Consider the following 25,570-nt stretch of genomic DNA (forward strand, 5'->3'; position numbering starts at 1 on the left):
GACTCCTGATGGTGCTCTGTCAGTGGGGGCGGCCGGATCCGGCCGGCTACGGCAGCCGCACGCTGTCGCGGATGTTGCCCCGCAGCGGGGCCGGTGACGTCCTGGCTCCGCGGGGCAGCAGCCGCATCGGCAGGCCGTGGCTGGGAACGAGGGAGACGCGCATCGACCTGTCCACCCGCGTACCGGGCACCAGCGCCGGCCGGAACTTCTGCAGGAGCACGGCCAGCACGGTCTTCATCTCCAGCATCGCGAAGTGCCGTCCGACACAGTTGTGGGCGCCGGCCCCGAACGGCAGGAACTCGTAGGTCGAGGGGCTCTCGCGCTCCCAGCGGCCCGGGTCGAAGCGGAGCGGGTCGTGGTAGACCTCTTCGAGACGATGGGTCACGTACGAGCTGAAGAACACCATCGCGCCGGAGGGCAGCTGGTACCTGCCGAACGGGGTCGGCCGCGAGGTGTAGCGGATCAGCATCGGCGCCGGCGGCAGCAGGCGCAGGGTCTCCTTGAGGACCGCCTCCAGCAGCGGCATGCGGCCGAGTTGTTCGTCGTCGGGGGGACTGCCGCCGCAGACCGCCCGCACCTCGTCGACCACGTCGTTCATCAGCTGCGGATGCTGGTCCAGCAGCAGGAGCGTCCACATCAGGGTGGCGGTGCTGCTGTCGTGGCAGAAGGCGGTGTAGGCCTCTCCGACGAGTTCGGCCTCGGTCAGCCTGCTGCCGTCCTCGTCCACGGCGTTGACCAGGCTCGTCAGCACGTCCCGGCCGGCGCTCGCGCCCGCCCGCCGCTCGCGGATCATCTCCAGCAGGAGTGCTTCGATCTCCTCGCAGGTGCGCAGCGCCGTGCGGAACGTGCTGGCCGGCAGGTCGTAGGGCACCAGCAGGGTCAGGGGGGAAGCGGCCACCCGCAGGAGGCGGCTGATGAGCCCCTGGAGCCGGTCGATCTTGGCGGGCGCGTCGATGTCGAACACGGTCCGCATCGCGGTGAGCATGATGATCCGCGCCAGTGCGTCGTGCATGGGTACGACGTCGCCGGTGCGCCAGTCGGAAAGGCAGCGCTCGGTCACGTCGGCGACGGTCTCCCGGTGCACCAGGACACGGCGGGCGGTGAAGGCGGGCTGCATGAGCCGGCGATGCTTGCGGTGCGGATCCCCGTTGCGCCGCAGCAGGCCGTTCGTGAGCCGGTAGAAGGAGCTCTGCTCCGGAATGCGGACCTCCCGGAAGGAATCCGCTATGAAAACTTCCGGCTCCGCGAAGATCTTTTTCAGGTATTCGGGGCCGAACGCGAAAACGTGGCGCGGGTTCTGCGGGTTCCACGCGCTGACTACCCCGTACCTGGCGTACTGGCGCATGAAGTATTCGGCGGGATCACCCAGCATCCGCAGGCCCCGGGTCCGCCAGCCCACCAGGGGAATCTGTACGGGGCCGGGGAGCTGCACGGGAACTGAGACGGCCGCAGCGTTGCTCATGGAGCCTCCAGAGAGCTGGTCCATGAAAATGGGTCTCGCGATCCGGTGGCCGCGGCGGTGAGCAGGCGTTTATCGCGGCCGGGCCCCACACCGTACAAGCAACCGCCGGGGCCCGGGAGAGGGCAGGAAAGAAGCGGGAAAGAAACCCGCCCGTATTGCCGTTGCGGTCCGCACAGGCCGCTGAGCGGCGATTCTTTTCACCTTCCTTCCGTAGACTGACAGAGATCCTGGCGCCCGCCGCGAATCTCCCTAACATCGCTGGACGTCGATACCCGGCACGCTTTTTCCCGAGTGGAGGAACGCAGTGCGCATGGATCGGGAAACGACAGGCGGACACCGCGCGGGTCCCGGCGGGCCGCCTGCTTGGGAAACACACCCGGAAGAAACCGGGACACCCGGCAGCCGCCCGGCGCTGCCCCACGAGCAGGTGCTGTGCCTGGCGCAGGAACTGGACCCCCAGCGCCCCGGCCTCACCTTGGCGATGGCCTTCGAGGTCGGGGGCGGGTGCGATCCGGCGCTGCTGGTGCGCGCACTGCGGGAACTCGTCAGACGCCACGAGGCGCTGCGGGCCCGGTTCGTACGCTCCCAGGAGCGGTGGCTGCGGGTCGTCGATCCCGTGGAGCGGGTCGAGGCGGAACCGCACCGGTACTGCGAGCTGGAGACGCTCCCTGCGCGGGCCGATGGCACACATGTCGAGGCGCTGCTCGAAGAACGCTGCCGGGAGTGCCCCGACCTGTCCGAAGGCCCGCTGTTCCGGGCCACCGTGCTGGTCGCGGAGGAGGACGGGACGGCGCCGGTCCGCTTCGTGGTGCGCGTCCACCACGCGGTCGCCGACCTGTGGGCCGTGGGCGTCCTCATGGCGGAGCTGTACCAGCTCTGTCTGACCGAACCCGACTCCTGGGAGACCGTACTGCCCCCGGCCGTTCCCCTGACGCACACGCCCGCCCCGGCGGCGCGCCTCGCGCGGGCACGGACGTTCTGGAGCGGCCTGTGGGAGGACGGGCACGACCCCGTGGACCTGCCCCGCGCGACAGCCGGCCCCCAGCGTCCGGGGATGTCCCGGGCCACCTGCCGGGTGCCCGTGGACCTGGGCGAGGCCCGGACGAAGGCGCTCCGCGAGTTCGCCAAGGAGTGCGGCGTCTCCCGCTACACCGTGCTGTTCGCCGCACAGGCCCTCGCCCTCGGCCGCCTCGGCAACAGCGCGAGAACACCCCTGGCCGTCTCCATGCACGGACGCAACAGCGACAACGCTCGGGCGGTCGGCTACGCGCTGACCACCGCGGTGCTGCCCGTCGACACCGTCACCGGGACAGCGCGGGAGCACATCCTGCGCGTCCACCGCACGCTCCGGGGGGCGCTCGCCCACAACTGCCTGGGCTATCCCGACCTGGTGGCCCCGGACGGCGGGACAGGCATCGGCATGCCCGCGCCCGAAGCCACCCTCGCCATGTTCCAGGACCCCGCGGGGCTCAAGGGCCTGGGCGCGGCGCTCCTTTCGCAGGCTCCCATCCCGCTCGGCGGCCTCACGATGCGTACGGTCGTTCCGCCGGTGAGCGTCGGACCGTGGCTGCTGGCCACGGCACTGGCCGACGACGGCCGGAACATGTGCGGGTTCGTGGACGTCGACCCGGCGCACCACCCGGCCTGGCTCGCCGAGCGGCTGGCGGCCATGCTGCCCACCGTCATCGACGCGCTCATCACGGGCCCCGACACACCGCTGGAGCAGGTGGAGACCGTCTCCCCGGCGGACCGGGAGCTGCTGGCTGCCTGGAGCAGCGCGGCGGAGGAACCGGGGATCGACGAGTCGACCCTGCACGGCGAGGTGCTGGACGCGGCGGCGCGCCACCCCGGCCGGACCGCCGTCCTCACCCGCGACGGTGAGCTGACCTACCGCGAACTCGCCGAGCGTTCCGCCGCCTTCGCCGCCGAGCTGCGGCGTGCCGGAGCCGCACCCGGCAGCACCGTCGGCGTCCTGCTGCGCCGGGGGAGGGACCTGGTCCCGGCGCTCCTCGGTGTACTGCGGGCCGGCTGCGCGTACGTGGGCCTCGACCGGTCGGCGCCGGCGCAGCGCCTGGCACAGGTGGTGGCCCAGGCGCGCTGCGCCGCTGTGGTCACCGACGCCACGACCGAGGAACTCGGCCGCGCGCTGCCGTGTCCGACCGTGCCCGCGGCCACCGTCCCCGCACGGCCCGCCGCCCCCGCCGGCACCGATGCCGAACCCGCGGTCGCCCCCGGCGACCCGGCCTACCTGATGTTCACCTCCGGCTCGACCGGGCGGCCCAAAGGCGTCGTGATCGCGCATCGGTCCGCGGTCAACCTGCTGCGATTCGGCCGGCGCTGCTTCACCGCGGAGGAACTGGGCGAGTCCCTCGCCGTCAGCGGTGTCCACTTCGACCTGTCGGTGTGGGAGATCTTCCTGCCGCTGTCCGCCGGGCGGCGGGTGCGGCTGCTGGAGAACGCCCTGGAACTCATCGACCTGGCGGAGCCGCCGTCCGGCACCTTCCTCAGCAGCGTCCCCTCGGCGGTGGCCGCCTGCGTCCAGCGGGAGGCGCTGCCGCCGGGGCTGAGGCTGATCACCATGGGCGGGGACACCATCAGCGGGACGCTCGTGAGGGACATCGCACGCCAGTGCCCACGGGCCCGCATCGTGGCCATGTACGGCCCGACCGAGACGACGACGTACATGACCTGGTCCGAGGTCGGCCCCGGCACGGGCGATCCGGTGCCGCTGGGACGTCCGTTCGGCGGGACGACGCTGAGAGTGGTGGACGAGCGGCTGCGGGACGTGCCGCTCGGTGCCACCGGCGAACTGCTCATCGGCGGCCCCTGCGTGGCACTCGGCTACGCGGGCGAACCGGCGATGACCGCGGCCCGGTTCCTGCCCGACCCCGACCGTCCCGGCGCGCGCCTCTACCGCTCCGGCGACCTCGTGCGCTGGCGGCCCGACGGCCTGCTGGACTTCGCCGGCCGTGTCGACCACCAGGTGAAGATCCGCGGCTTCCGCATCGAACTCGGCGAGGTCGAAGCCTGCCTGCGCCGGACCACCCCCCTGCGTGAGGTCGTGGTGCACGCCGTCGGCACCGGCACCCAGCGCCGCCTGCTGGCCTGCCTGGTCCCCGCCGAACCGGTACCCGGCGACGTCACCTCCTGGCTCCGCGAGGTGCGGGACCGGCTCGCCACGCTCGTCCCCGGCTACATGGTGCCCTCCGACTACGCCGTGCTGGACGAGGTGCCGAAGAACCGCAACGGCAAACCCGACAGGCAGCGCCTCGCACGTCTTCCCGCCGTCCGGATAGGGCACGGAGAGGACGCCCCCCTCGTCGGCGAGGTGCAGGAGCGGCTCGGCGGACTGTGGCGGAAGCTGCTGGACGTGCCCGCCATCGGCGCCCGGGACGACTTCTTCGAATCGGGCGGCCACTCCCTCCTGCTGGCCAGGCTGGCCCAGCTCGTCACCGCGGAGTTCGGCGCCGACGTGCAGGTCGCCCAGCTGTGGAACGCCCGGACCATCGCCGAGCAGGAGGGCGTGATCGCGGCGGCGCCCAGGGCCGGCACCGCGCACACCGACCGTCCGGTGCGCCGCCTGGACCGCACCCGTCACATGCACTGGCCGCAGACCCGGCAGGAGGCACGATGACGAGCACCCGACTCCCCGGAGACCTCGCCTTCCCCAGCAGCCCAGGGCAGCGGCGGCTGTGGTTCCTGCACCAGGTGAGCCCCGAATCGGTACCCGCCTACGCGCTCGCCGCCCGGGTCGACCTCCACGGCGACCTGCACGCCGACGACCTGCAGCACGCGCTCAACCAGGTGGTGGCCCGGCACGAGGCACTGCGTACCGCACTGCGCCAGAGCGACGAGGGCCTGCTCCAGATCGTCCAGGAGGGGGTCTCCGTCGTCCTGCAGGAGGTGGAGCCGAGCGGGGACGGCGCCGAGGACCGTGCGCGGGAACTCGACCGGGTGCTGCGGCACCTCGCCCGGCGCGGATGGGACCTGGGCAGGCCGCCCTTGATGCGCGCCGCCCTGGTACGGCTGTCCGACCGGCACGCGGTGCTCGGCCTGTGCGTGCACCACGCCGTCTGCGACGGCCTGTCGCTCCAGGTCCTCCTCGGCGAGATCTTCGAGACCTATCGTCAGCGGCGCACGGGACAGGCCCAGGGCGAGCCCGAACCACCGCTGCAGTTCGCCGACTTCGTGGTCTGGAGCGCCGGCGGCGACGACCCCGACGAGGGGTGGCGCGCCCGGCAGCGGGAACTCCTGGACGCCTGGTGCACGCGCCTGGCCGGGCTGCCCGACGGCATCGACCTCCCCACCGACCGGCGCCGCCCGGCACGCCAGAGCTTCGAGGGCGCCCGTGTCCCCTTCACCCTCGGCCGGGAGGAGACCGACAGGTTGCGCGGCGCCGCCAGGCACTGCGGCGTCAGCCTCTCCTCCCTGCTGCTGACCGCCTACCTCACCGTGCTCCACCGCGCCGCGGGCAGCGACGACATCGCCGTGGGCATCCCGGTGGCCAACCGGTGCCGCCCCGAACTGGCGACCACCGTCGGCTACCTGGCCAACACCTGCGTCCTGCGCGCCCGCTTCGACGCCCCACGCACACTGCGGCAGCTCGCCCAGCGGGTGCACGAGGAGATCGGCTGGCTGATGCAGCACTCCGACCTGCCCTTCGGCGACCTGGTGGAAGCCCTCAACCCTCCCCGGCTGCTGGACCGCAACCCGCTGTTCTCCGTGATGTTCGGCTTCCAGCCCGACGCGGCACGCCACCACGACATGCCGGGGCTGCGGGCCGAGATGACCGACCTGGACACCGGCACCTCCCGGCTCGATCTGTCCCTCTTCCTGTTCGAGGAACCCCAGGGAGCCGTCAGCGGTTTCCTGGAGTACGCCACGGCCCTCTTCGACGCGGCCACCGTCGAACGGCTGGGCCGGCACATGCACACCGTCCTCGGCCGGCTCGCCGCTTGCCCCGACGACGAGGTGGCCGCCGCCCTCCGGGACGCGGCCGCGCCGTGGCCCCGCCCGCCCGCGCACACCGCACCGCTGACGACGGTGTCCGGCCGCATCCACCAGCACACCCGCGTCCGCCCCGACGCCCCCGCGCTGCGGGACGACACCACCACACTCACCTACCGGCAACTGGACGCGTACGTCACCGCCGCCGCGGCCCGGCTCAGGGCGGCGGGCGCGGGACCGGGCCGAAGGGTCGCCGTCCACACCGCACGCGGCGTCGGCACCGTCGTCAGCATGCTGGCCGCCTGGCGGACCGGCGCGGTCCACGTTCCCGTCGATCCGGCCCTCCCCGCCCGGCGGCGCGAACTGATCATGCGGCAGGCCGCGCCCGCCGTCGTCGTGACCTCGCCGGACACCGGCGAGGTGCCCCGGACGGCGGCCGCGGAGGACACGGACACCGCCGTGAGCGTGCCGGTCGACAGCCTTCTGGACGGCGCGGGGGACGCGGTGGACGAGAGGGTGCTGTGCGCGCCCGAGTCCGTCGCCTACCTGATGTTCACCTCCGGCTCCACCGGCGAGCCCAAGGCCATCGCCGTCACCCACGCCAACCTCGCCTACTTCCTCGACGCGGTCACGAGCGTGACCGGGCTGTCGGCGGACGACACCCTGCTCGCTCTCACCACGCACGCCTTCGACATCTCCCTCCTGGAACTCCTCGCGCCCCTCACCGTCGGCGGCACCGTCACGATCGCTCCCCAGCACGCTCTGCGCGACGGGGCGGAACTGCGTCGGCGCCTTGAGACGGGAGGGATCACGATCGCGCAGGCGACCCCCGCGACCTGGCGGCTGCTGACGGACACCGGATGGCGTCCGGGGCCGGACCTCACCGTGCTGTGCGGGGGAGAGGCGCTCCCGCCCGACCTGGCCGACCTCCTCGCGGACGGCTCCGCCGCCTCCTGGAACCTGTACGGCCCCACGGAGACCACCATCTGGTCCTGCGCCGCCCGGCTCCGCCCCGGCGCCGCCGTCCACCTCGGCGAGCCCCTGCCCGGCACCACCGCCGTCGTCGTCGACCAGGACCTGCGTCCGGTGCCCGACGGCACCAGCGGCGAACTGGTCATCGGCGGCCCCGGTGTCGCGGCCGGCTACGCCCACCGGCCCGGCCTGACCGCGGCCCGCTTCCTGCCCGACCCGCGGGGCGGTGGCGGGCGGCTGTACCGCACCGGGGACAAGGCGCGCCGACGGGCCGACGGCTCGCTGGAGTTCCTCGGTCGCATGGACGACCAGGTCAAGGTCCGGGGCAACCGGATCGAACTGGGAGAGGTCGAGCAGGCGCTGCGCACCGCCCCCGGAGTACGGGACGCCGCCGCCGCGCTGCTCGGCCAGGGAGGGGACGCGCTGCTCGGCGCCTGGCTGGTGCCGGCGCCCGGCGTCACGGCGGACGCGGAGTGGGCCGCGGAGGTGCGCCGCCACGCCGCCGCCCGGCTGCCCGGCGCGGCCGTACCCGCTCGCTACCACGCCGTGGACGCCGTCCCGCTCACCCCGCACGGCAAGACCGACCGCCGTCTGCTCGCCAGGACCGGCACCCGGCTGGACATGCCGTCCGCGCGGATCGAACCCCGCAACCGGACGGAGGCGGAGGTCGCGGCCCTGTGGCAGAAGCTCCTCGGCCTCAGCGACGTCGGGGCCACGGACGACTTCTTCCTCCTGGGCGGCCATTCCCTCCTGGCCAGCCAGATGATCCAGCAGATCAAAGCGGCGTTCGGAGTCACCGTCCCGATGACCGAACTCTTCCTCGAACCCACCGTGGCCCACATCGCCCGCTCCGTCGCGGCCCTGCGCGGGAACACCGCCGGGCCCGCCGCCCCCGCGCCCCGGGCCGAGGAACCCGACTGGGACTTCGACTCCGTGCCCCGACGCCTCCCGCATCCCGACGCACCGTCCCCGACTGCCGTCCCCAGGACAGGCCGAGGTGAGTGACCCGTGACCACTGTCGACCACAGCACCGACTTCTCCCGTGAACTCGCGCGGGTGATGGCCGAGACCCAGGCGGACCTCGCGGACCCGCTCTCCGCCGAACAGCGCCGCTGGTGGCTGCTGAACCGCATGGCACCGGGCTGCCCCAGCACCGTGGTCGCCCGCTACCGGCTCACCGGCCACGTCGACGTCACCGCGCTGCAACGTCGGCTCACCGCCCTCGCCGCCGACCAGGAAGCCCTCCGCAGCGTCTTCCTGGAAGTCGCCTCCCGCCCGGTCCGGCTCGTGCTCCCGGTCCCGGACCTCTCGCTCCGCTCGGTGGACCTCACCCACCTCCCCGACCCGGAAGAGGAAGCGGTGGAGCTGAGCGCCAGGAGCGCCGGCGAACCCTTCGACGTCCGGTACGGGCCCCTGCTGCGGGTCACCGTGCTGCACCTTCGCGACGAGGTGTGGGAACTCTTCCTCGTCGCCCATCGGCTCATCGCCGACGCGACCTCCCTCGACACCATCGCCGCCTGCCTGGCGGGCGGTGAGCAGCCTCCCCGGGCCGCGCTGTCCGAGACACTCCTCGGCCGCCGCGAGACCTGGTCCGCCGAGGAACACGCCCGGGCCGCTGCCGAACTGGGCGGCCGTCTCTCACGCGCCGCCGCCCGGGAGATCCCCAGCCCCCGCCCCCGCCCGGAGGTCAAACGGCACGAACGGGCCGCCGAGATCGTCGAGATGTCCTATGTGCCCCCGGCGGACCGGGTGGACACCCAGGAGTGCGCCCACCGCACCGTGGCGGCCTGGCTCGCCGTGCTGATGCGCTACCAGGCGGCGGACGCGGCCCAGTGCGGTGTGCACGTCCAGGGGAGCGACCGTGCCCCCGGGCTCATCGGCCCGCTGGACGACATCCGTCCGGTACGCGCCGAGCTGCCCGACGGCGGCGACCTGAAGGTGCTGCTCGACCTCACCCGGCAGGCGATGGACGCGTCGCGTACCGCCATGCCCTTCGCCCGCCTGCTGGAACTCTGCCCGCCCGCGCGGGACCTGAGCAGAACACCCTATGTCCAAACGGCACTCCGGGTCGCGGACGCACGCACCTCACTGGCCTCGGGACAGGGCGCCCGGCTCACCGCCGAGCCGACGGAGATCACCAGCGGCGAGCACGACATCGACCTGACCGTGTGGTTCCAGCCCGACCTGGTGAGCTTCCAGTTCGACTACGACGCCAACCTCTACACGGCGGACGACATATGGAGCCTGGGCAACAGCCTCGTCGCGGTGCTCCAGCCGCTGCTCCTGGGCGACGCGCGGGCCTCGGCACCCGTCGCCGAGCTGCCCTTGCTGACCGGCCCCGACGCCATGGCCACCTGCGGCCGCGGTGACCAGTACCCGCTGCCCGACGCCACCTTGGTGGACCTGGTGGCCGCCCGCGCCGAGGACCCGGAACTCGCCGGCCGCACAGCTGTGTGCCGGGGCCCCCAGCAGCTGAGCTACCGCGAGCTGTGGCGGCGGGCCGGCACCATGGCCACCGCCCTGCAGGCGCGCGGCGTCTCCCGTGGTGACCGCGTCGCCGTGTGCCTGGGCCGCGATCCGGACGCCGTCGCCGCACAGGTGGCCGTGCTGCGGTGCGGTGCCGCGTTCGTGCCCGTCGACCCGCACCACCCCTCCGACCGCGTCGCCCACCTCGTCACCGACTCCGGGGCCGTCCTGGCACTGACCCGCGCGGCCGACGGGGTGCCGCTGCCGGCCGGTGTACCCGCCCTGCCCCTGGAGGAGATCGACGCCCAGGACCGGGAACCCGCGCCCGTGGAGCTGTCACCCCGCGACGCGGCCTACGTCATCTACACCTCCGGCAGCACGGGACGTCCCAAAGGCGTCGTCGTCCAGCACCGCAGTGTGGTCAACAACATCCGCTGGCGCCGGCGCATCTGGGATGTGGGGCCCGAGGACCGCGTCCTGCACAACCACCCACTGAGCTTCGACCCGTCGGTCTGGGCCGTCTACTGGCCGCTGAGCGTCGGCGCCACCATCGTCCTGGCCGCGGAGGACCAACTCGACGACCCCGCGGCCCTGCTGCGCCTCGTCCGTGACGAGAACGTCACCGTCATCGGCGGCGTCCCCTCCCTGCTGGGCCTGCTGCTGGAGCACCCCGCGGCCGGCGAGGCGACCAAGGTGCGGCTCCTGCTCAGCGGCGCCGAACCGCTGGAACCGGTGCTGGTCCGGCGGGCCAGGGAGGTGTGGTCGGCCCAGGTCGCCAACCTCTACGGGCCCACCGAGACCACCATCGACGCGACCGCCCACCTGACCGGGGAGACCCCCGGCGACATCGTCCCCATCGGCCGTCCCATCGACAACGCCGACGTCCACATACTCGACCCGCACCTGCGCCCGGTCCCCGACATGGTGCCCGGTGAGATCATGATCGGGGGAGCGGGCGTCGCCCTCGGCTACCAGGGCAAGGCCGCACTGACCGCCTCGCGTTTCCTGCCAGACCCCTACGGAGAGCCGGGAGCCAGGCTCTACCGCACCGGGGACCTCGGCCGGCGGCTGCCCGACGGCGAGATCGCCTTCCTCGGCCGTGTCGACGACCAGGTGAAGATCCGCGGCCACCGCGTCGAGCCGCGCGAGATCGAGGCCGCCCTCGCGGAGTGCCCGCAGGTGGCCGCCGCCGCCGTCGTGCCCCTCGACGCCGGCACCCGGAACGCCGGCCTGGCCGCGGCCATCGTCCGCGGCTCCACCCGGGACGGGACCTCCGACGCGGAGACCGCCGCACAGGTACGCGGCACCCTGCGCGACCGCCTCCCCGCCTACCTCGTCCCCGACACGCTGCACGTCGTCGAGAGCCTGCCCCGCACCGCCACCGGGAAGATCGACCGGCGCGCGCTGGCCACCGAGTTCCAGAACGCCGCCCGCCGCACCGCGCCGGTACGGACCTTCGCACGCACCCCCCTCGAAGAAGCCGTGGCCGAGGACTTCTGCCGGGTCCTGGGCGTCGACGGCATCGACGTGCACGCCGACTTCTTCGCCTCGGGCGGCACCTCCCTCATGCTCGCCAGACTGGCGACGCTCCTGGGGACGCGGCACGCCGTCGAAGTGCCCCTGCACGAGTTCTTCCGCGTCCCGACCGTGGCCGGCGTGGCCGAGATCATCGAGGAGTACGGACGGGGCGGCCTGGCCGCCGTCCTGGGCCGGCAGCACGCCGCCACCCTGGAGGCGGACGGCTGCCTGGACGAGGCGGTGCGCCCCGACGGACTGCCGCACGCCGACTGGCACAACCCCCGCCGGGTGCTGCTGACCGGCGCCACCGGCTATCTGGGACTGCACCTGCTGGAGGAGCTGCTGCGGCGCACGGACGCGGAGATCGTCTGCCTGTGCCGCGCGGACGACGAGGAACACGCCAAGGAGCGCCTGCGCCAAGGCTTCGCGGAGTACGAGATCGACGCCGCGGACCGGCTCCACCGGGTGCGCTGTGTGGTCGGCGACCTGGCCGGAGCGCACCTGGGGCTGAGCCCGGACACATGGGAGGACCTGGCCGCCACGGTGGACGTCATCTACCACAACGGCGCCCTGGTCAACTTCGTCTACCCCTACTCGGCGCTCAAGGCCCCCAACGTGGGCGGCACCCAGCAGGTCCTGGAACTCGCCTGCACCAGGCGCCTCAAGGCCGTCCACCACGTCTCGACGATCGACACCCTGCTGGCCACCCACACCCCCCGGCCCTTCCTGGAGGACGACACCCCGCTCCAGTCGGCCGTCAACGTCCCCGCCGGGTACACCGGCAGCAAGTGGGTGGCCGAGAAGGTCGTCGACGTCGCCCGCCGCCGCGGCATCCCGGTGACCGTCTTCCGGCCCGGACTGATCCTCGGCCACACCCGGACCGGCGCGACACAGCCCACGGACTATCTGCTGGTCGCCTTCCGCGGCTACCTGCCGATGGCCGTCCTCCCGGACTACCCCCGCATCTTCGACACGGTGCCCGTCGACTACGTGGCCTCCGCCATCGTGCACATCTCGCTCGACTCCCGCGCCCTCGGCGGCTTCTACCACCTGTTCAACCCGGCCCCGGTCACACTGCGCACCTTCTGCGACTGGCTGCGCGAGTACGGCTACCGCTTCGACATCGTGCCGTTCGAAGAGGGCCGGCGGCGCGCGCTGGAGACCGGACCCGGACACCCCCTCTATCCGATCCTCCCGCTCATCCGGGACGCCGAGGCCGATCCGCACCGAGCACTGGACCCCAAGCACATCGACGAACTGGAACCGGAGCGCGAGTGCGCCAACACCCTGCGGCTGCTCGAAGGAAGCGGCATCCAGTGCCCGCCGGCCAGCCGCGAGGACGCCTTCGGCGTCATGGACTACCTGGTCCGCACCGGGTTCCTGCCCCGGCCCGAGGACGTGCCCGCTGCCGAGGCCACCGTCTTGGAGACCCGATGACCGACTACCTGCCCCACGTGGCCACCGTCCCCTTCGCCCTGGGATGCCCCGAGGACCTGCCCGCCACCGTCCCCGCCGTCGAGGCGGCGAGGCCACCGGCCGCCGAGGCCCTCGCCGCCCGGCTGTCCGACCCGGCCGCACGCGTCGGCCCGCACCAGCTGCTGGAGGCGGTGCGCGCCGCCCGCGCCGAACTGGGCCCGGTGGCCGGCACCCGGATCACCGACGATCCGCGCGAATCACGCCCCAACCGCGACAACGACCGGGCCTTCGGCATCGAACGGCACCAGGGACCGCCGCTGTCGCTGATGCTCGCCGGACTGCTGGCCGCCTGCGAGGGCGTCCTCGAACTCGTCGGCGACCAGGGCACCGGCCTCGACAAGAGCGACTGGCAGGACCTGGTGGACGGGTTCGACGCGGTCGCCCTGTGGACGGCGTCCCCGCACCGGGTACCGGAACGCCTGCCGGCGCCCCCGCCCCGCGACGTGGGGCGCAGCTCCCCGATGGACGGGCTGCGGCGCTGGGTCCGCGGCCACCACGTCTTCATGGTCTTCGCCCAGGGCTGCGCCCTCGCCGTCTCCGGCATGACCGCCGCCGTGGAGGACGGGGACCGGGAGACCGCCGCCGTCGCGGCGGCCGTCGCCACCCGCATGATGCGGGCCAGCCGGGCGGCGCTGCGCTTCGCGGGCGACGCCACCGAGACCCAGTACCAGGACGAGATCAGGCCCACCCTGATGCCGCCCGTGGCCCCGCCGCAGATGAGCGGGCTGCGCTGGCGCGACCACGAGGCCCTGGTACGGGCCCTCACCGCCTCCGGCCCCGCATGGGCGTCACTGGCCGAGGACCGCCCCGACCTGCTCGCCGCGTTCCGCTCCGCTCTCGACGACACATACGACGCGCACAAGGGGGTGTGCGGGCACTTCGTCGGGAGCGAGTCGCCCAGCCTGCTGGCCACCGCGCGCTCCCACCGGCCCGCCGTGGGGGTCATCGAACAGTTCCACCGCATCCGCGCCGGCCTGCTGCCTCAGCCGCCCGGACCGTCCCGTCCCGCCGCGGGCGCGGGCACCAAAGGAACGGACCCGGACACCGGGGGAGAGGGGGAGAAGTGAGACGCCCGCTGACAAGCGCCGCGCGGCGAGGAGCGTCCGCCGTCCCCGCGCTCGCCGCCGCGGCGGCCGCCGTCTGGGCCACCCGCGGGCTGCGCCCCCCGGCGCCGCGACGGGGCGGGGTCGGCCCGGCGGACTTCTCCGTCGCCCGCGCCGAGCGGGACCTGCTCCGGATCGCCCAGGCCCCGCGGCCGTCCGGATCGGCCAACGCCTCCGCGGTCCGCGACCACCTGGTCACCAGACTGACCGAGCTGGGCCTGGAGGTGGACCAGCAGGAGGCGGTCGGCGCGGGGCTGAGCACGCCCACCCCCTACGGGCCCCGCTACCTGGGCGCCGGACGGGTCCACAACATCGTGGCCCGGCTGCGGGGCACGCGCCCAGGAAGCGCGGTGGCGCTCTTCAGCCACTACGACTCCGTCGCCCAGGGCCCGGGCGCCAGCGACGCCGGGGTGCCGGTCGCCGCGCTGCTGGAAGCCGTACGCGCGCTGCGGGAGCGTCCACCGCTGACCAACGACCTGCTCGTGGTGCTCACCGACGGGGAGGAGTGCGGCCTGCTCGGCGCCCGGGCGTTCTTCGCGGAGCACCCGTGGGCGGACTCCGTCGGGGCAGTGCTGAACTTCGAGGCGCGCGGCACCACGGGTCCCGTGCTGATGTTCGAGACCGGGCCGGGGAACCGTCCCCTGGTCGACCTCCTCGCCGGCAGCGGCGTACCCGCCTTCTCCAGCTCCCTGTTCTACGAGGTCTACCGGCGGCTGCCGAACGCCACCGACTTCTCCGTTGCCAAGGACGCCGGAACACCCGGCATGAACTTCGCCAACATCGGCGGCTTCATCCGCTACCACAGCCCCGCCGACGACCTCGACCACGTCGACCACGGCACCTTCCAGCACCACGGCGAGCTGGCACTGGCCCTCGCGGACCGCCTGGGCCGGACACCCCTGGAGGAACTGCGCGGCTCCGACGCGACCTTCTTCACCGTCGGCCGCGGCGCACTCGTCCGCTACTCAGCCGCCGGCACCCGGCTGTGCGCGGCGGCGGCGGGCGCCCTGTGGCTGCTGGGCACCCGGAAGGGACACGACAGCGCCCGCGAGGCGTTCCTCGGCACCGGAGGGGCGGTACGCGCCGCGTCGAGGACAGCGGGCAGGCTCGCCGCCGGAGCGGTCGCCTCCACCGCGTTCACGGCCGCGGCACGGCGGACCAGCCCCGAGGCGCACCGCAGCGGCGACTTCTACGACGCCGATCTGCTCTACCTGGCACTCGCCTGCGGAACTGCGGCCTCCGCCCTCGTCCCCGGCGACGGGGCGCGCCGCAGGACCGGCGCGGAAACCCTGCTCGCCGCCGCCTGCACGGCCCTGACCACCACGTTGCCGGGCGGCAGCTACCTGGCGTCCTGGCCCCTGCTGGGCAGCGCGGCGGGCGGTCTGTGCCGCCGGGGCCCGGCGGCGGCACAGGCCGCCGCGGCCGGAGTGGCGGCCGTGCCCGCGCTGCTGCTGTTCCCCCCGCTCTCCCGGCTGCTCTTCCAGGCGCTGACTCCGAGGATGGCCGCCGCCGCCGTCATGGCACTGCAGCTGGCCGGGGAGCTGGCGGCGCCCACGCTGACGGCGGTACCCCGCCGGGTACGCCGCGGCGCGGCCCTCGCCCTGGCCGCGGCCGGCGCCGGCACGGCCGGGGTGGCCCTGTGGCGCGGACGCGCGGACGGGACCAAACCGGCGCCGGAAAGCCTCAGTTGGCTGGCCGACGCCGACACGGGGGAGACGTGGTGGCTGAGTACGGACCCCGCGCCCAACCCGTGGACGAGCCGCGCCCTGGGGACCGCCTACCGGACCGGTCGCCTGGAGAAGTACTTCCCCGGCTGGACACGCGACGTCCACTACGCGCCGGCCGGCCCTCCGGGCGAGGAGGTGGCGGCGCCCGAACTGACGGTCCTCAAGGAGGAGGACACGCCGGACGGGCGGCGCATCACGGCACGCGTCCGCTCCCCGCGCGGGGCCCGTCAGCTGTCACTGGCGGTCCCCGGCGGTGACGTGCGCCGCTGGTCGGTCGAGGGACGCGTGGTCACCCGGGAGGAAGCCGGGGCCGGGGAGAGGGACCAGCCGTGGGAGCTGTGGCTGCACGCGGTGCCCGACGAGGGCTTCCTCCTGGAGCTGGACCTGCCCCGCAAGCCCGTCCAGGTGCGGCTGCTCGACCGGGACGACGGCCTCCCCGCGTGGGCGCGCGACTCCCTGCTGGCCCACGGCGAGGAGCCGCCCGGCCGCATCGCGGCAGCGGCCCTCGACGTCGAGTCCTGGGGCAACGCCGGCTTCGTCAGCACGCACCTGCACCTGTGAACCGCCCACCGACGAGGAGGTATGAGCATGGCGGCCTTTCTCGGTGACGACGACACCGTGGCCTGCGTCGTCGTCATCAACGACGCGGGACAGTACTCGATCTGGCCGGCGGACATGGACGTGCCCGCCGGCTGGCACGGCACCGGCTTCTCCGGAAGCCGTGCCGCCTGCCTCACCCACATCGACGAGACATGGACCGATCCGGTCGCGCTCCACACCTGACAGCGGCGCCGTGCCGTCGCATCCGGAAACCCGAAGGAGACGAACATGAACGCACGTCAGCAGCAGCGTGACAACAGTGGCACCGCCCCGCTGGACATGGACGGACTGTCCCGCATCCTGTTCGGGCACGCCGCGTTCCAGTACCTCAACGCCGCCTGCGAACTGGGCCTGCCCGAACTCCTCGCCGAGCGTGAGGAGCTGAGCAGGGAGCAGATACGCGACACCCTGCACCTGGCCGACCGGGCCGTCGACATCCTGCTGCTGGGCTGCACCTCGCTCGGCATCGTCGTGCGGGAGACGGACACCGGCCGCTACCGCCTCGCCCAGGTGGTGCGCGACCTGATGGACGAGGGCGACTGGCAGCGCTTCAAGGACACTGTCGCCTTCGAGCAGTACATCGTCTACGAGGGCCAGCTCGACTTCACCGACTCCCTGCGGGAGAACCGCAACGTCGGGCTGCGGCGGGTGCGCGGGTCCGGACGCGACCTGTACCACCGGCTCTCGGAGAACCCCCACATGGAGCAGGTCTTCTACCGCTACATGCGCTCCTGGTCCGAACTGGCCAACAAGCACCTGGTGGAGGAGCTGGACCTGTCCGGCGCCAAGCACCTGCTGGACTGCGGTGGAGGTGACGCGGTCAACGCCATCGCGCTGGCCAAGGCCAACCCCGGCCTGGAGGTCACCGTGTTCGAGATCCCGGCCTCCCGCACCATCGCCGAGAAGAAGATCGCCCAGGCGGGGGTCAGCGACCAGGTGTCCGTCATCACCGGTGACATGTTCCGCGATCCGCTGCCGACCGGCTGCGACGTGGTGATGTTCGCCCACCAGCTCGTCATCTGGACGCTGGAGGAGAACACCGAGCTGATGCGGCGGGCCTACGAGGTACTGCCCGAGGGCGGCAAGCTGGTCGTCTTCAACTCCATGTCCAACGACCAGGGCGACGGGCCCGTGGTCGCGGCCCTGGACAGCGTCTACTTCGCGTCGCTGCCGGCCGAGGGCGGGATGATCTACTCCTGGGAACAGCACGAGAAGTGCATCGAGGCGGCCGGTTTCCACTCCTCCAAGCGCATCCCGTTCCCCGGATGGACCCCGCACGGCGTCATCGTCGCGACGAAGTGATCCGCAACGCCGGAACCGCCGGGCGGCGGCCCTCCCTGGGCCGCCGCCCCGGCAGGGGACAGCCCACTCGAGGAGGTGAGGGCATGCTGGACGACGCACTGCGCGACCACGCCGCCCAGATGCGGATGCTGTTGTACAGCCAGCTGGTCTCCAGGGCCGTGAGCGTCGTGGTCCGGCTCGGTATCCCGGAGCTGCTGTCCGGGCGCGGCAGCGGAGTGGAGGAGCTGGCCGCGGAGACGGGGACGCACCCGCGCGCACTGGAGCGGCTCCTGCGCGCACTGGTCCCCTTCGGGGTGCTTACCGAAGAGGAGCCGGGAGAGTTCGCCCTCACCCCCCTGGGCGCCACCCTCCGGCCGGACGCCGCCGGGTCCGCGATGCCGACGGCCCTGCTCCTGGCCGGCGAGGTCGGCACCACGTGGACGCAGCTGGAACACACGGCGAGGACCGGCGAATCGGCCTTCCGCAAGGTGCACGGCACGGATCTGTTCGGCTACCTGGAGCAGAACCCCGGTCTGCGGGAGGTCTTCGACAGGTCACAGGCGGCCGGGCTCAGCCTGGAGACCGATGAGATCTTCGCCTCGGTCGCGTTCGACGGCTACCGGGACATCGTGGACGTCGGCGGAGGCGACGGAGCACTGCTGTGCGCCGTACTGCGCCGCACACCGGGCAGTGTCGGCACCGTGGTGGACCTCGCCGGGACGGTCCCGCTGGCGGAGAAACGCATCGCGGAAGAGGAACTGGCCCACCGGTGCACCGCTGTCGTGGGGGACTTCTTCGACCACGTCCTGCCCGGCAAGGACCTCTACATCCTCAGCCACATCCTCCACGACTGGGACGACCACAGCGCCCTGCGCATCCTGCGCACCTGCCGTGCGGCACTGCCCGATCACGGCAGGATCATGGTGATCGACCTGGTCACGGACGCCTGTCGTCCGACGGGGGACGGCGGCGGCGTCCATCGGCTGCCGGCGGTCATGGACCTGTACATGCTGTCGCTCTTCGGCGCCTCCGGCGGCAGGGAACGCACCCGTTCCGCCTTCGCCGCGCTGCTGGCCGAGGCGGGCCTGGTCGAGGAGGAGGCGAAAGTGCTTCCCAGCGGAATGGCTGTCATCACCGCGCGCAGGGGCGAGTGACCGCCGCCGGGGCGAGTGACCGCCGCACCACATGCACGATCGACCCCAGCCCGTGCGTCGCGCGTCCTCCTCGGGGGCGGCGTCCGGCACCGGCGGGAGAAGCGTGAGGAGACATGCGAATCACGGCTGACCGGGAGCGGTGCGTGGGCAGCGGCCTGTGCGCCGAGCGACTGCCCGAGGTTTTCGACCAGGACGACGACGCCCTGGTGCTGCTCCGCGCGGACGAGGTGCCGCCCGACCTGAGGCGGGACGCCGAGGAGGTCGTGGCGCGGTGCCCCACCGAGGCACTCGCACTGCTCACCGACCGGACCGACTGACCGCCCGGCACCGGGCCCCGCACCGGCCGGCCGCCGCGGGCGGCCCTCCCGAAGACGACGCACGAGTGCAGTGATCCGGAGGCGAAATGTCCAGTGTGACGCAAGAGGAACAGAAACAAACACCCCCGCGAGAGGGGGTTCCGGTCGTACCGATGCCGCCGTTCGCCGCGGCACTGCTGGTGTTCGTCGCTTCGGGCGCCGTCCTGATCCTGGAGAACATCGCGGTCAGGCTGGTGGCCCCGTACATCGGCATCAACCTGCAGGTGAACTCGGCCGTGATCGGCACCGCTCTGGCGTCGATCGCGCTGGGCAGCTGGGTCGGCGGGCGCATCGCCGACCGGGTGGCGCCTCGCGCGGTGATCGGCTGGATGCTGATGCTGGGCGGTGTCACCACCCTGTTGGTCCTGCCCGTGGTGCGGGCGATGGGGAAGGTGCTCAACGGCACCAGCCCGGTGGCGGTGATCACGCTCGCCGGGCTGGCCGTCATCGTCCCGGCCGCGCTGCTGTCGACGGTCACTCCCTTGGTGGTGAAGCTGCAACTGCACGACCTGTACCGCACGGGAAGCATCGTCGGGAGGCTCTCCAGCCTCGGCACGCTCGGCGGCATCCTCGCCACCTTCATCACCGGTTTCGTGCTGGTGGCGTCGCTGCGCACCAGTGTCATCCTGCTGGTGCTGGGCATCGTGCTGGCCGTGGGCGGACTCGTCTGCCACCTGCTGTTGTGGGGGAAGTCGGCGCGGGCCGTGGCGGCCTTCGTGGTGCTCGGCGTCGTCACCACAGGGCTGACCGTCGCGGCACCGCAGGCGTGCGACGCGGAGACCACCTACAGCTGCGCCAAGATCGAGACGGTCAAGGGCAAGCCCTCCTTGCGGGTGCTGAAGACCAGCAACGCGGAGATCAGCCACGTCGACCTGAAGGACCCCACCAACCTCAGCATGGGCTACGTCCAGGCGGTCGTCGCGGCCAGTGACCTGGTCAACCCCAAGGGGCGCCTGGACGGATTCCACATCGGCGGCGGCGGGATGACCGTCCCCACCTACCTCGAGAGGACCCGCCCGGCGGGCGACCAGCTGGTGTACGAGATCGACAGCGGCCTCACCGAACTGGCCAAGAACCGGCTCGGATTCAAGGAGTCCGACCGGCTGCGCGTCGTCACCGGGGACGGCCGGCAGGGTCTCCAGAAGCAGCCCGCGAACAGTCGCGACCTGGTGGTCGAGGACGCGTTCGGGTCGCACAGCCCGCCCTGGCACCTGACCACGGCCGAGATGGTGCGGCACGCCCAGCGGGTGCTCAAGCCGGGAGGGATCTACGCGCTCAACATGATCGATTTCCCGCCGGCCGACTTCGCACGGGCCGAGGTGGCCACCCTGCGCTCGGTCTTCGACCACGTCGTGCTCATCTCCTACGACGCGATCCTGGACGGCGAACAGGGAGGCAACGTGGTCGCCGTGGCCAGCGACCGCCCGATCGACACGGCGGCCCTGCGGCGCAGGGTGTCGGCCCGCGACAGCTCCAAGCAGCTCAGGGTGGCCGACGAGCACCGCACCGGGCGCTACGCTCGCGGGGCCAAGGTGCTGACCGACGACTACGCACCCGTCGACCAGCTCATCACGGTGCCGCTGCGGTACTGGTGAGCGGCGGGACCGGGCGCCCGCACGGCTGTTCCGGTGCGGGCGCCGGTGGCCAGGCGCCGTGGCTCAGGCGATGGCCTGCGGGAAGCGGAAGAAGTGGTCCGGGTCGTAGTGCCGCCGCACCTTCCGGAGGCGCTCGTAGTTCTCGGCGTAGTAGGCGCTCTCCCAGGACCCGAGTGCCGGATCGATGAAGTTCTGGTACGCCTCCCCGTTGGAGTGCGGGGTGAGGGCGTCGAAGGCGCGGTCGATCCAGGCCCGTGCCGCCCGCTGGTCCTCCTCACCGGCGTGGTCCGCGGACAGGCCGACCGAGTACCCGACGAACAGGCGGGTGTCGCGGTGCACATAGGCGGTCTCGGTACGGCCCGGCTCGTTGGCCCGGCCGCCCAGGGCCATGAGGTTGAGGTACCTCATCTGTCCCGGCCGGCGGTCCGCCTGGTGAGCCGCGAACAGGTCCGCCACGGCGCTGCCGGACAGCGGTTCGCTCGCCAGCCGGTTGCGGTCGAGGACGAACCGCTCACGTGGAATGCGGCCCTCCGGCGTCCCGCCCTGGCGGTGGCACTCCTCGGTGGAGTAGTCGGCGCAGCCGAAGGTCTGCATCATCGCCTTCGCGTAGGGGAGTTCGCCCGTCTCCTGGCGGCCGGAGGGCGGCCTGCCCACGGCCGACACCAGGGCATCGAGCGCCTCGCGCAGGACCTCGGCCTTCCCCAGGTGGCTGCCCGTGACCAGGACCTGCGGCACCGTGTCCGGCTTCGAGTCGTCGATCATCACCCCGAGCGAGCAGGCCAGGTCGTTGCCCGCCTCGTCGATCCAGCTCTGCCAGGCGGCCGCCGCCTCGGGAAAATGGTCGGCCTGCCAGACGAGGGTGAAGTTGTTCATCGTCGGCACCCGGGTCGGCAGCACCTCGAAATCGGTCACGATGCCGAAGTTGCCCCCGCCGCCCCCGCGCAGGGCCCAGAACAGGTCGGGCTCCTCGTTGGCCGAGGTGCGCACGACCCGGCCGTCGGCCAGCACGATCTCGGCGGACACCAGCCGGTCGCTCCCCAGCCCGAACTTCCGCGTCTGGAAACCGATCCCGCCGCCCAGGAGGTAGCCGCCAGGACAGACCGTGGGGCACAGGCCGGAGACGACCTGGAGGTTGTGGGGGCTCAGCGCCGTCATCACGTCCACCGACTGGGCGCCCGGGCCCAGACGCACGGTCCGCTCTCCCGGGCGTACCCGGTTCATCCGTGAGACGTCGATGACGAGCCCCTGCGTGGTCGAGTAGCCGCCGTAGCTGTGACCGCCGCTGCGGGTCGCGGTCCTGAGGCCGTGCTCCTGTGCGAACCGCAGACAGGCGGCGACATCGAGCGCGGTCGTGCAGTACGCCACGCCCTGAGGGCTGACACTGTCGAACTGCGCCAGCGCCAGCTGTTTGGCACGTGTGTAGTCCGGCTCTCCCGGCAGGACGAGGTCGCCGCGCAGCGCCTTCCGCAGCCGGTCCCAGGGCACTTGGCGTGCGGCCGTACCCGGCCGGCCGGCGACGCCGAGCGCGTCGTACCCGCCGGCCCCTACCAGCCCCAGTCCCGCAGCGCCTGCTCCCGCGCGCAGTAACGAGCGCCGTCTGATCACGTTCTGCCTCCTTCGCCGGACACCTGTGTGGTGGCCGAGCAGTTGTATTACCGCGACCGGGCCCGTGAGGTCGGTTCTGTCGGTCGGGCAACAGAATCGCGCATGCCAGCTGAAAATTTTCGGCCCGGTTTGTCGCCTCATGAGGTTCTTGCTGTCCCGAATCACGACCGTCTTCACTTGAGGATCTCTGGACACCTAGGCGTCTCGCGCGTACATGGTCAAGATGGGGGACCGGTTCTTCGCCGACCCTGCCCCGCAGCCCGGCTGCGCGGGTCAAGAGGCGGAAGGCTCACGGTTCTGTGTCCGACCGCGCTGAGAAACGGTAGGAGCTTCACAAGTGACACGACCGAACGCACCGCAGGCACCGAAGTATCCCTTCCACGCCTGCTCCGAACTGCTCGTCGAGCCGGAGTACGCCAGGCTGCGCCGTGAGGAACCGATCACCCGCGTCACCCTGCCCTACGGGGGGCAGGCCTGGCTGGTCACGCGGTACGACGACGTCCGTTTCGTGCTGTCGGACAGCCGTTTCAGCCGTGCGGCCTCCGTGCGCCCGGGAGCGCCGCGGTTCTTCGAGCAACCGGTCGCCGAGGGGCTGGGATACATCGACCCGCCGCGGCACACCACCGTGCGGCGCCTGCTCAACCGGGCCTTCACCGCCCGCCGTGTGCAGGCATTCCGCCCGCGTGTGCAGGAGATCGCCGACGCGCTGCTGGACGGTCCCGCGGGCGGCTCACCGCCGATCGATCTCGCCACCGCCTACGCGCAGCCTCTGGCCGGACAGGTGGTGTGCGAGTTCGTCGGAGTGCCGTACGAGGACAGCGAGCAGTTCGCGCCATTCTTCGACGCCGTGGTGTCGACCACGGCGTTCACCCCGGACGAGATCCAGGCCGCCGTCAGCGGCGCGCAGCGCTACTTCGCCGACCTGGTCACCGCCGAGCGCCGCAACCCGTCCGACACCTTTCTCGGTGAGCTGGTCCGGCAGAGCGCGAACGAGGGCACGCTGGACGACGCAGAGGTGGCCAACCTCGGATTCGGTGTCGTCATCGCGGGGTACGAGACCACGGCGTCGCAGCTGTGCAACTTCACCTTCCTGCTGTTGACCAGGCCCGAGCGGCTCACGTGGCTCCAGGAGAACCCCGACGGGATTTCCGGCGCCGTCGAGGAACTGCTCCGCTACGTCCCCATGCTGTCTTACGGCGGAAACCCCGTGGTGGCCACGGAGGACGTCACCGTCGCCGGGCAACTGGTGCGGGCCGGGGAGACCGTCGTCCCCTCCAACAACGCCGCCAACCGGGACGAGCGGGTCTTCACCGAACCGGACGAGATCGATCTGACCCGCCGCTCCAACCCGCACCTGGCCTTCCATCACGGGCCGCACTTCTGCCTGGGCTCGCAACTGGCGCGGGCCGAGCTGCAGATCGGCTTGAGAACGCTCCTCACGCGCCGTCCCTCGCTCGCACTGGACGTGCCGCCCGAGAAGATCAGGTGGAAGCGCGGGTCCGTGCTCCGGGCCCCCGCCGCCCTCCCCGTGCGCTGGTAGAACACCGGGACCCGACGCGCCGCCGCCGCGGCCCGGGCACCCCGTGCGACCACGGGGTGCCCGAGCCGCTGTGTGCCTGCGAAGTGGCTTGAATCCGTTCTCGCCGATGGCCCTCTGGTGCCCAATAAACTGAGTTGCCGTTCAGAAACGAGAGGACAGCCATGGCCGCGAAAGCCACTTGGACACGCAGCGAGCTCGCGCTGCTGTGGTTACTGTGCTCCGCGCAGTTCGTACTCATCGTCGATGTCGTCGTCGTGAACATCGCGGTGCCCTCGATCCGTTCCGAACTCGACGTACCGGTCAGCTTTCTTCAGCTCACCAGCGTCGCCTACACGGTGGCTTTCGGCAGCCTGCTGATCGTCGCCGGCCGGGCGGGCGATCTCTTCGGCCGGCGCAAGGTCCTGATCACCGGACTCGTCGTCTTCACCGCCATGTCCCTGGTCTGCGGACTCTCCCAGGAGGGCTGGCAGCTCTTCGCCGCCAGGGCCGGTCAGGGAGTCGGCGCCGCCATGATCTCACCGAATGCGATGGCGCTGCTCGTCAGCGGCTTCCGCGAGGGCGAGCTGCGCAACCGGGCGCTGGGCATCTGGGCCGCCGTCGGCTCCGCGGGAGCGATCGCGGGCCAGCTCCTCGGCGGGGTGGTGACCGAGTACATCGGATGGCGCGGCATCTTCCTGATCAACGTCCCCATCGGTGTCCTCGTCGGCGTGGCCGCTGTCCGGCTGCTGCCCGACGGTACCGGCCCGCGTCGCTCGCCCAACGAGCCCGCCGAACGCCTCGACGTGCCGGGCGCCATCCTGCTGGCCGTCACCCTGGGCGGAGCCAGCGTGCTGCTCGCGGACATCTCCGGCGGCGAGAGCTGGCTGCTGGTGACCGGGCTGCTCGTCCTTGCCCTGCTGGCGCTCGCCCTGGTGATGACCGAACGCCGCTCTGTCGACCCGGTGCTGCCCGGCGCGCTGCTGGCGCGGCGCAATGTCGCGGTGGCCAACCTGGTGCTGATGCTGAACGCCAGCGCCACCACTTCGGCGCTGTACTTCACCACCCTGACCATGCAGACCGAGATGGGTTACGGAGCGCTTCAGACCGGTCTCGGTTTCGCGCCGGTCACCGCGGTCGTGCTGGCGATCTCGCCGAAGGCCGGCGCACTTGTCCAACGGCTCGGAGCCCGCAAGCTCCTGCTGGTCGGCTCCTGCGTCTCCGCCGTCGGACTGCTCGTCCTGGTCTTCACCGCGACCAGCAACGGCAACTACTGGAGCGGCATCCTGCCCGGACTCATCCTGGTGGCGGCCGGCAACGGACTGTCCTACGCGCCGACGTTCTCCCTGGCCACCACCGTCCCCGAGAAGGAGCACGGCCGCGCCTCCGGCCTCATCAACACCGCGCAGGAGCTGGGCTCGGCGTCCGGGCTCGCCGTCCTGGCCTCCATCGCGGCACTCGGCGCGCTCGGCGGGCTGGGCGACTTCTCGCTCGGCTACCTCGCCGCGGCATGCGCGGCGCTGTGCGCCGGACTGCTCACCTTCGCCGCACCCAAGCCGGAACCGGCCCCGGAAACCGGCCAAGACACGACGGAACCCCTTGCAGCCCGCAAGGGTGAGGCAACGGAGGAGATGTGACCGACGGCCTGCCCCCCGACATACGCGAGGCATTCGCCCGCACGCGCACCTGGGAGGTGACCACTCGTACCCGGAAGGAGGAGCCGCCGCTGACCGCACCGATGCTTCCCCCGTGGCGGCCCGGCCACGGTGCTGTCATCGCAGAGTCCGGTCTT

The 25,570-nt window shown here is 72.3% G+C and carries 14 protein-coding genes; 12 read left to right on the forward strand and 2 right to left on the reverse strand.

The window, feature by feature from the left end:
* Positions 1-46: 46 nt before the first annotated feature.
* Positions 47-1,462 carry a cytochrome P450 gene (locus tag FM076_RS31580; RefSeq protein WP_243274695.1) on the reverse strand — a complete coding sequence of 472 codons (1,416 nt, stop codon included), beginning with the start codon at positions 1,460-1,462 and terminating at the stop codon, positions 47-49.
* 310 nt (positions 1,463-1,772) lie between these two features.
* On the opposite strand from FM076_RS31580, the gene FM076_RS31585 reads away from it, so the two are divergent.
* The 10 genes from FM076_RS31585 to FM076_RS31630 all read left to right on the forward strand — a co-directional run bounded on the left by FM076_RS31585 (position 1,773) and on the right by FM076_RS31630 (position 20,657).
* A complete protein-coding gene (locus FM076_RS31585; protein WP_173874245.1) occupies positions 1,773-5,096 on the forward strand; it encodes a non-ribosomal peptide synthetase in 3,324 nt (1,107 codons plus the stop codon).
* Positions 5,093-8,386: a non-ribosomal peptide synthetase gene (locus FM076_RS31590; protein WP_173874246.1), complete on the forward strand. Its 3,294-nt coding sequence runs from the start codon at positions 5,093-5,095 to the stop codon at positions 8,384-8,386. Before FM076_RS31585 ends, FM076_RS31590 begins: the two co-directional genes overlap by 4 nt.
* Positions 8,387-8,389: 3 nt before the next feature.
* The gene (locus tag FM076_RS31595) at positions 8,390-12,802 is read left to right on the forward strand and encodes a non-ribosomal peptide synthetase (protein ID WP_173874247.1); all 4,413 of its coding nucleotides are present in this window, start codon (positions 8,390-8,392) and stop codon (positions 12,800-12,802) included.
* Entirely contained in the window at positions 12,799-13,908 is a 1,110-nt protein-coding gene (locus FM076_RS31600; RefSeq protein ID WP_173874248.1) for a hypothetical protein, read from the forward strand. Before FM076_RS31595 ends, FM076_RS31600 begins: the two co-directional genes overlap by 4 nt.
* Positions 13,905-16,232 carry a M28 family peptidase gene (locus tag FM076_RS31605; protein WP_173874249.1) on the forward strand — a complete coding sequence of 776 codons (2,328 nt, stop codon included), beginning with the start codon at positions 13,905-13,907 and terminating at the stop codon, positions 16,230-16,232. The genes FM076_RS31600 and FM076_RS31605 overlap by 4 nt, the downstream gene beginning before the upstream one ends.
* A 27-nt stretch (positions 16,233-16,259) precedes the next feature.
* Positions 16,260-16,454 (forward strand): MbtH family protein, encoded by a 195-nt coding sequence (locus FM076_RS31610; protein WP_202034938.1) that lies wholly within the window; start codon positions 16,260-16,262, stop codon positions 16,452-16,454.
* 45 nt (positions 16,455-16,499) lie between these two features.
* Positions 16,500-17,573 carry a methyltransferase gene (locus FM076_RS31615; protein ID WP_173874251.1) on the forward strand — a complete coding sequence of 358 codons (1,074 nt, stop codon included), beginning with the start codon at positions 16,500-16,502 and terminating at the stop codon, positions 17,571-17,573.
* A gap of 83 nt (positions 17,574-17,656) precedes the next feature.
* Positions 17,657-18,706 carry an acetylserotonin O-methyltransferase gene (locus FM076_RS31620; protein WP_243274696.1) on the forward strand — a complete coding sequence of 350 codons (1,050 nt, stop codon included), beginning with the start codon at positions 17,657-17,659 and terminating at the stop codon, positions 18,704-18,706.
* Positions 18,707-18,819: 113 nt separating this feature from the next.
* Positions 18,820-19,023 carry a ferredoxin gene (locus tag FM076_RS31625; RefSeq protein WP_173874252.1) on the forward strand — a complete coding sequence of 68 codons (204 nt, stop codon included), beginning with the start codon at positions 18,820-18,822 and terminating at the stop codon, positions 19,021-19,023.
* Between the two features lie 152 nt (positions 19,024-19,175).
* Positions 19,176-20,657, forward strand: coding sequence for a fused MFS/spermidine synthase (locus FM076_RS31630; protein WP_173874253.1), 1,482 nt, complete (start codon positions 19,176-19,178; stop codon positions 20,655-20,657).
* Positions 20,658-20,720: 63 nt separating this feature from the next.
* Here the strand turns inward: FM076_RS31630 and FM076_RS31635 are convergent, their stop codons facing one another.
* Positions 20,721-22,262, reverse strand: a complete 1,542-nt coding sequence (locus FM076_RS31635) for an FAD-binding oxidoreductase (RefSeq protein ID WP_345945366.1) — start codon at positions 22,260-22,262, stop codon at positions 20,721-20,723.
* A 337-nt stretch (positions 22,263-22,599) separates the two neighbouring features.
* Between FM076_RS31635 and FM076_RS35175 the strand changes: the two genes are divergently transcribed.
* Entirely contained in the window at positions 22,600-23,802 is a 1,203-nt protein-coding gene (locus FM076_RS35175; RefSeq protein ID WP_202034939.1) for a cytochrome P450, read from the forward strand.
* A 161-nt stretch (positions 23,803-23,963) separates the two neighbouring features.
* Positions 23,964-25,415, forward strand: coding sequence for an MFS transporter (locus FM076_RS31645; RefSeq protein WP_173874255.1), 1,452 nt, complete (start codon positions 23,964-23,966; stop codon positions 25,413-25,415).
* Positions 25,416-25,570: the final 155 nt, after the last annotated feature.

Origin of the sequence: Streptomyces albus subsp. chlorinus (genome assembly GCF_013302895.1) — a bacterium.
GTDB classification, from domain to species: domain Bacteria; phylum Actinomycetota; class Actinomycetes; order Streptomycetales; family Streptomycetaceae; genus Streptomyces; species Streptomyces chlorinus.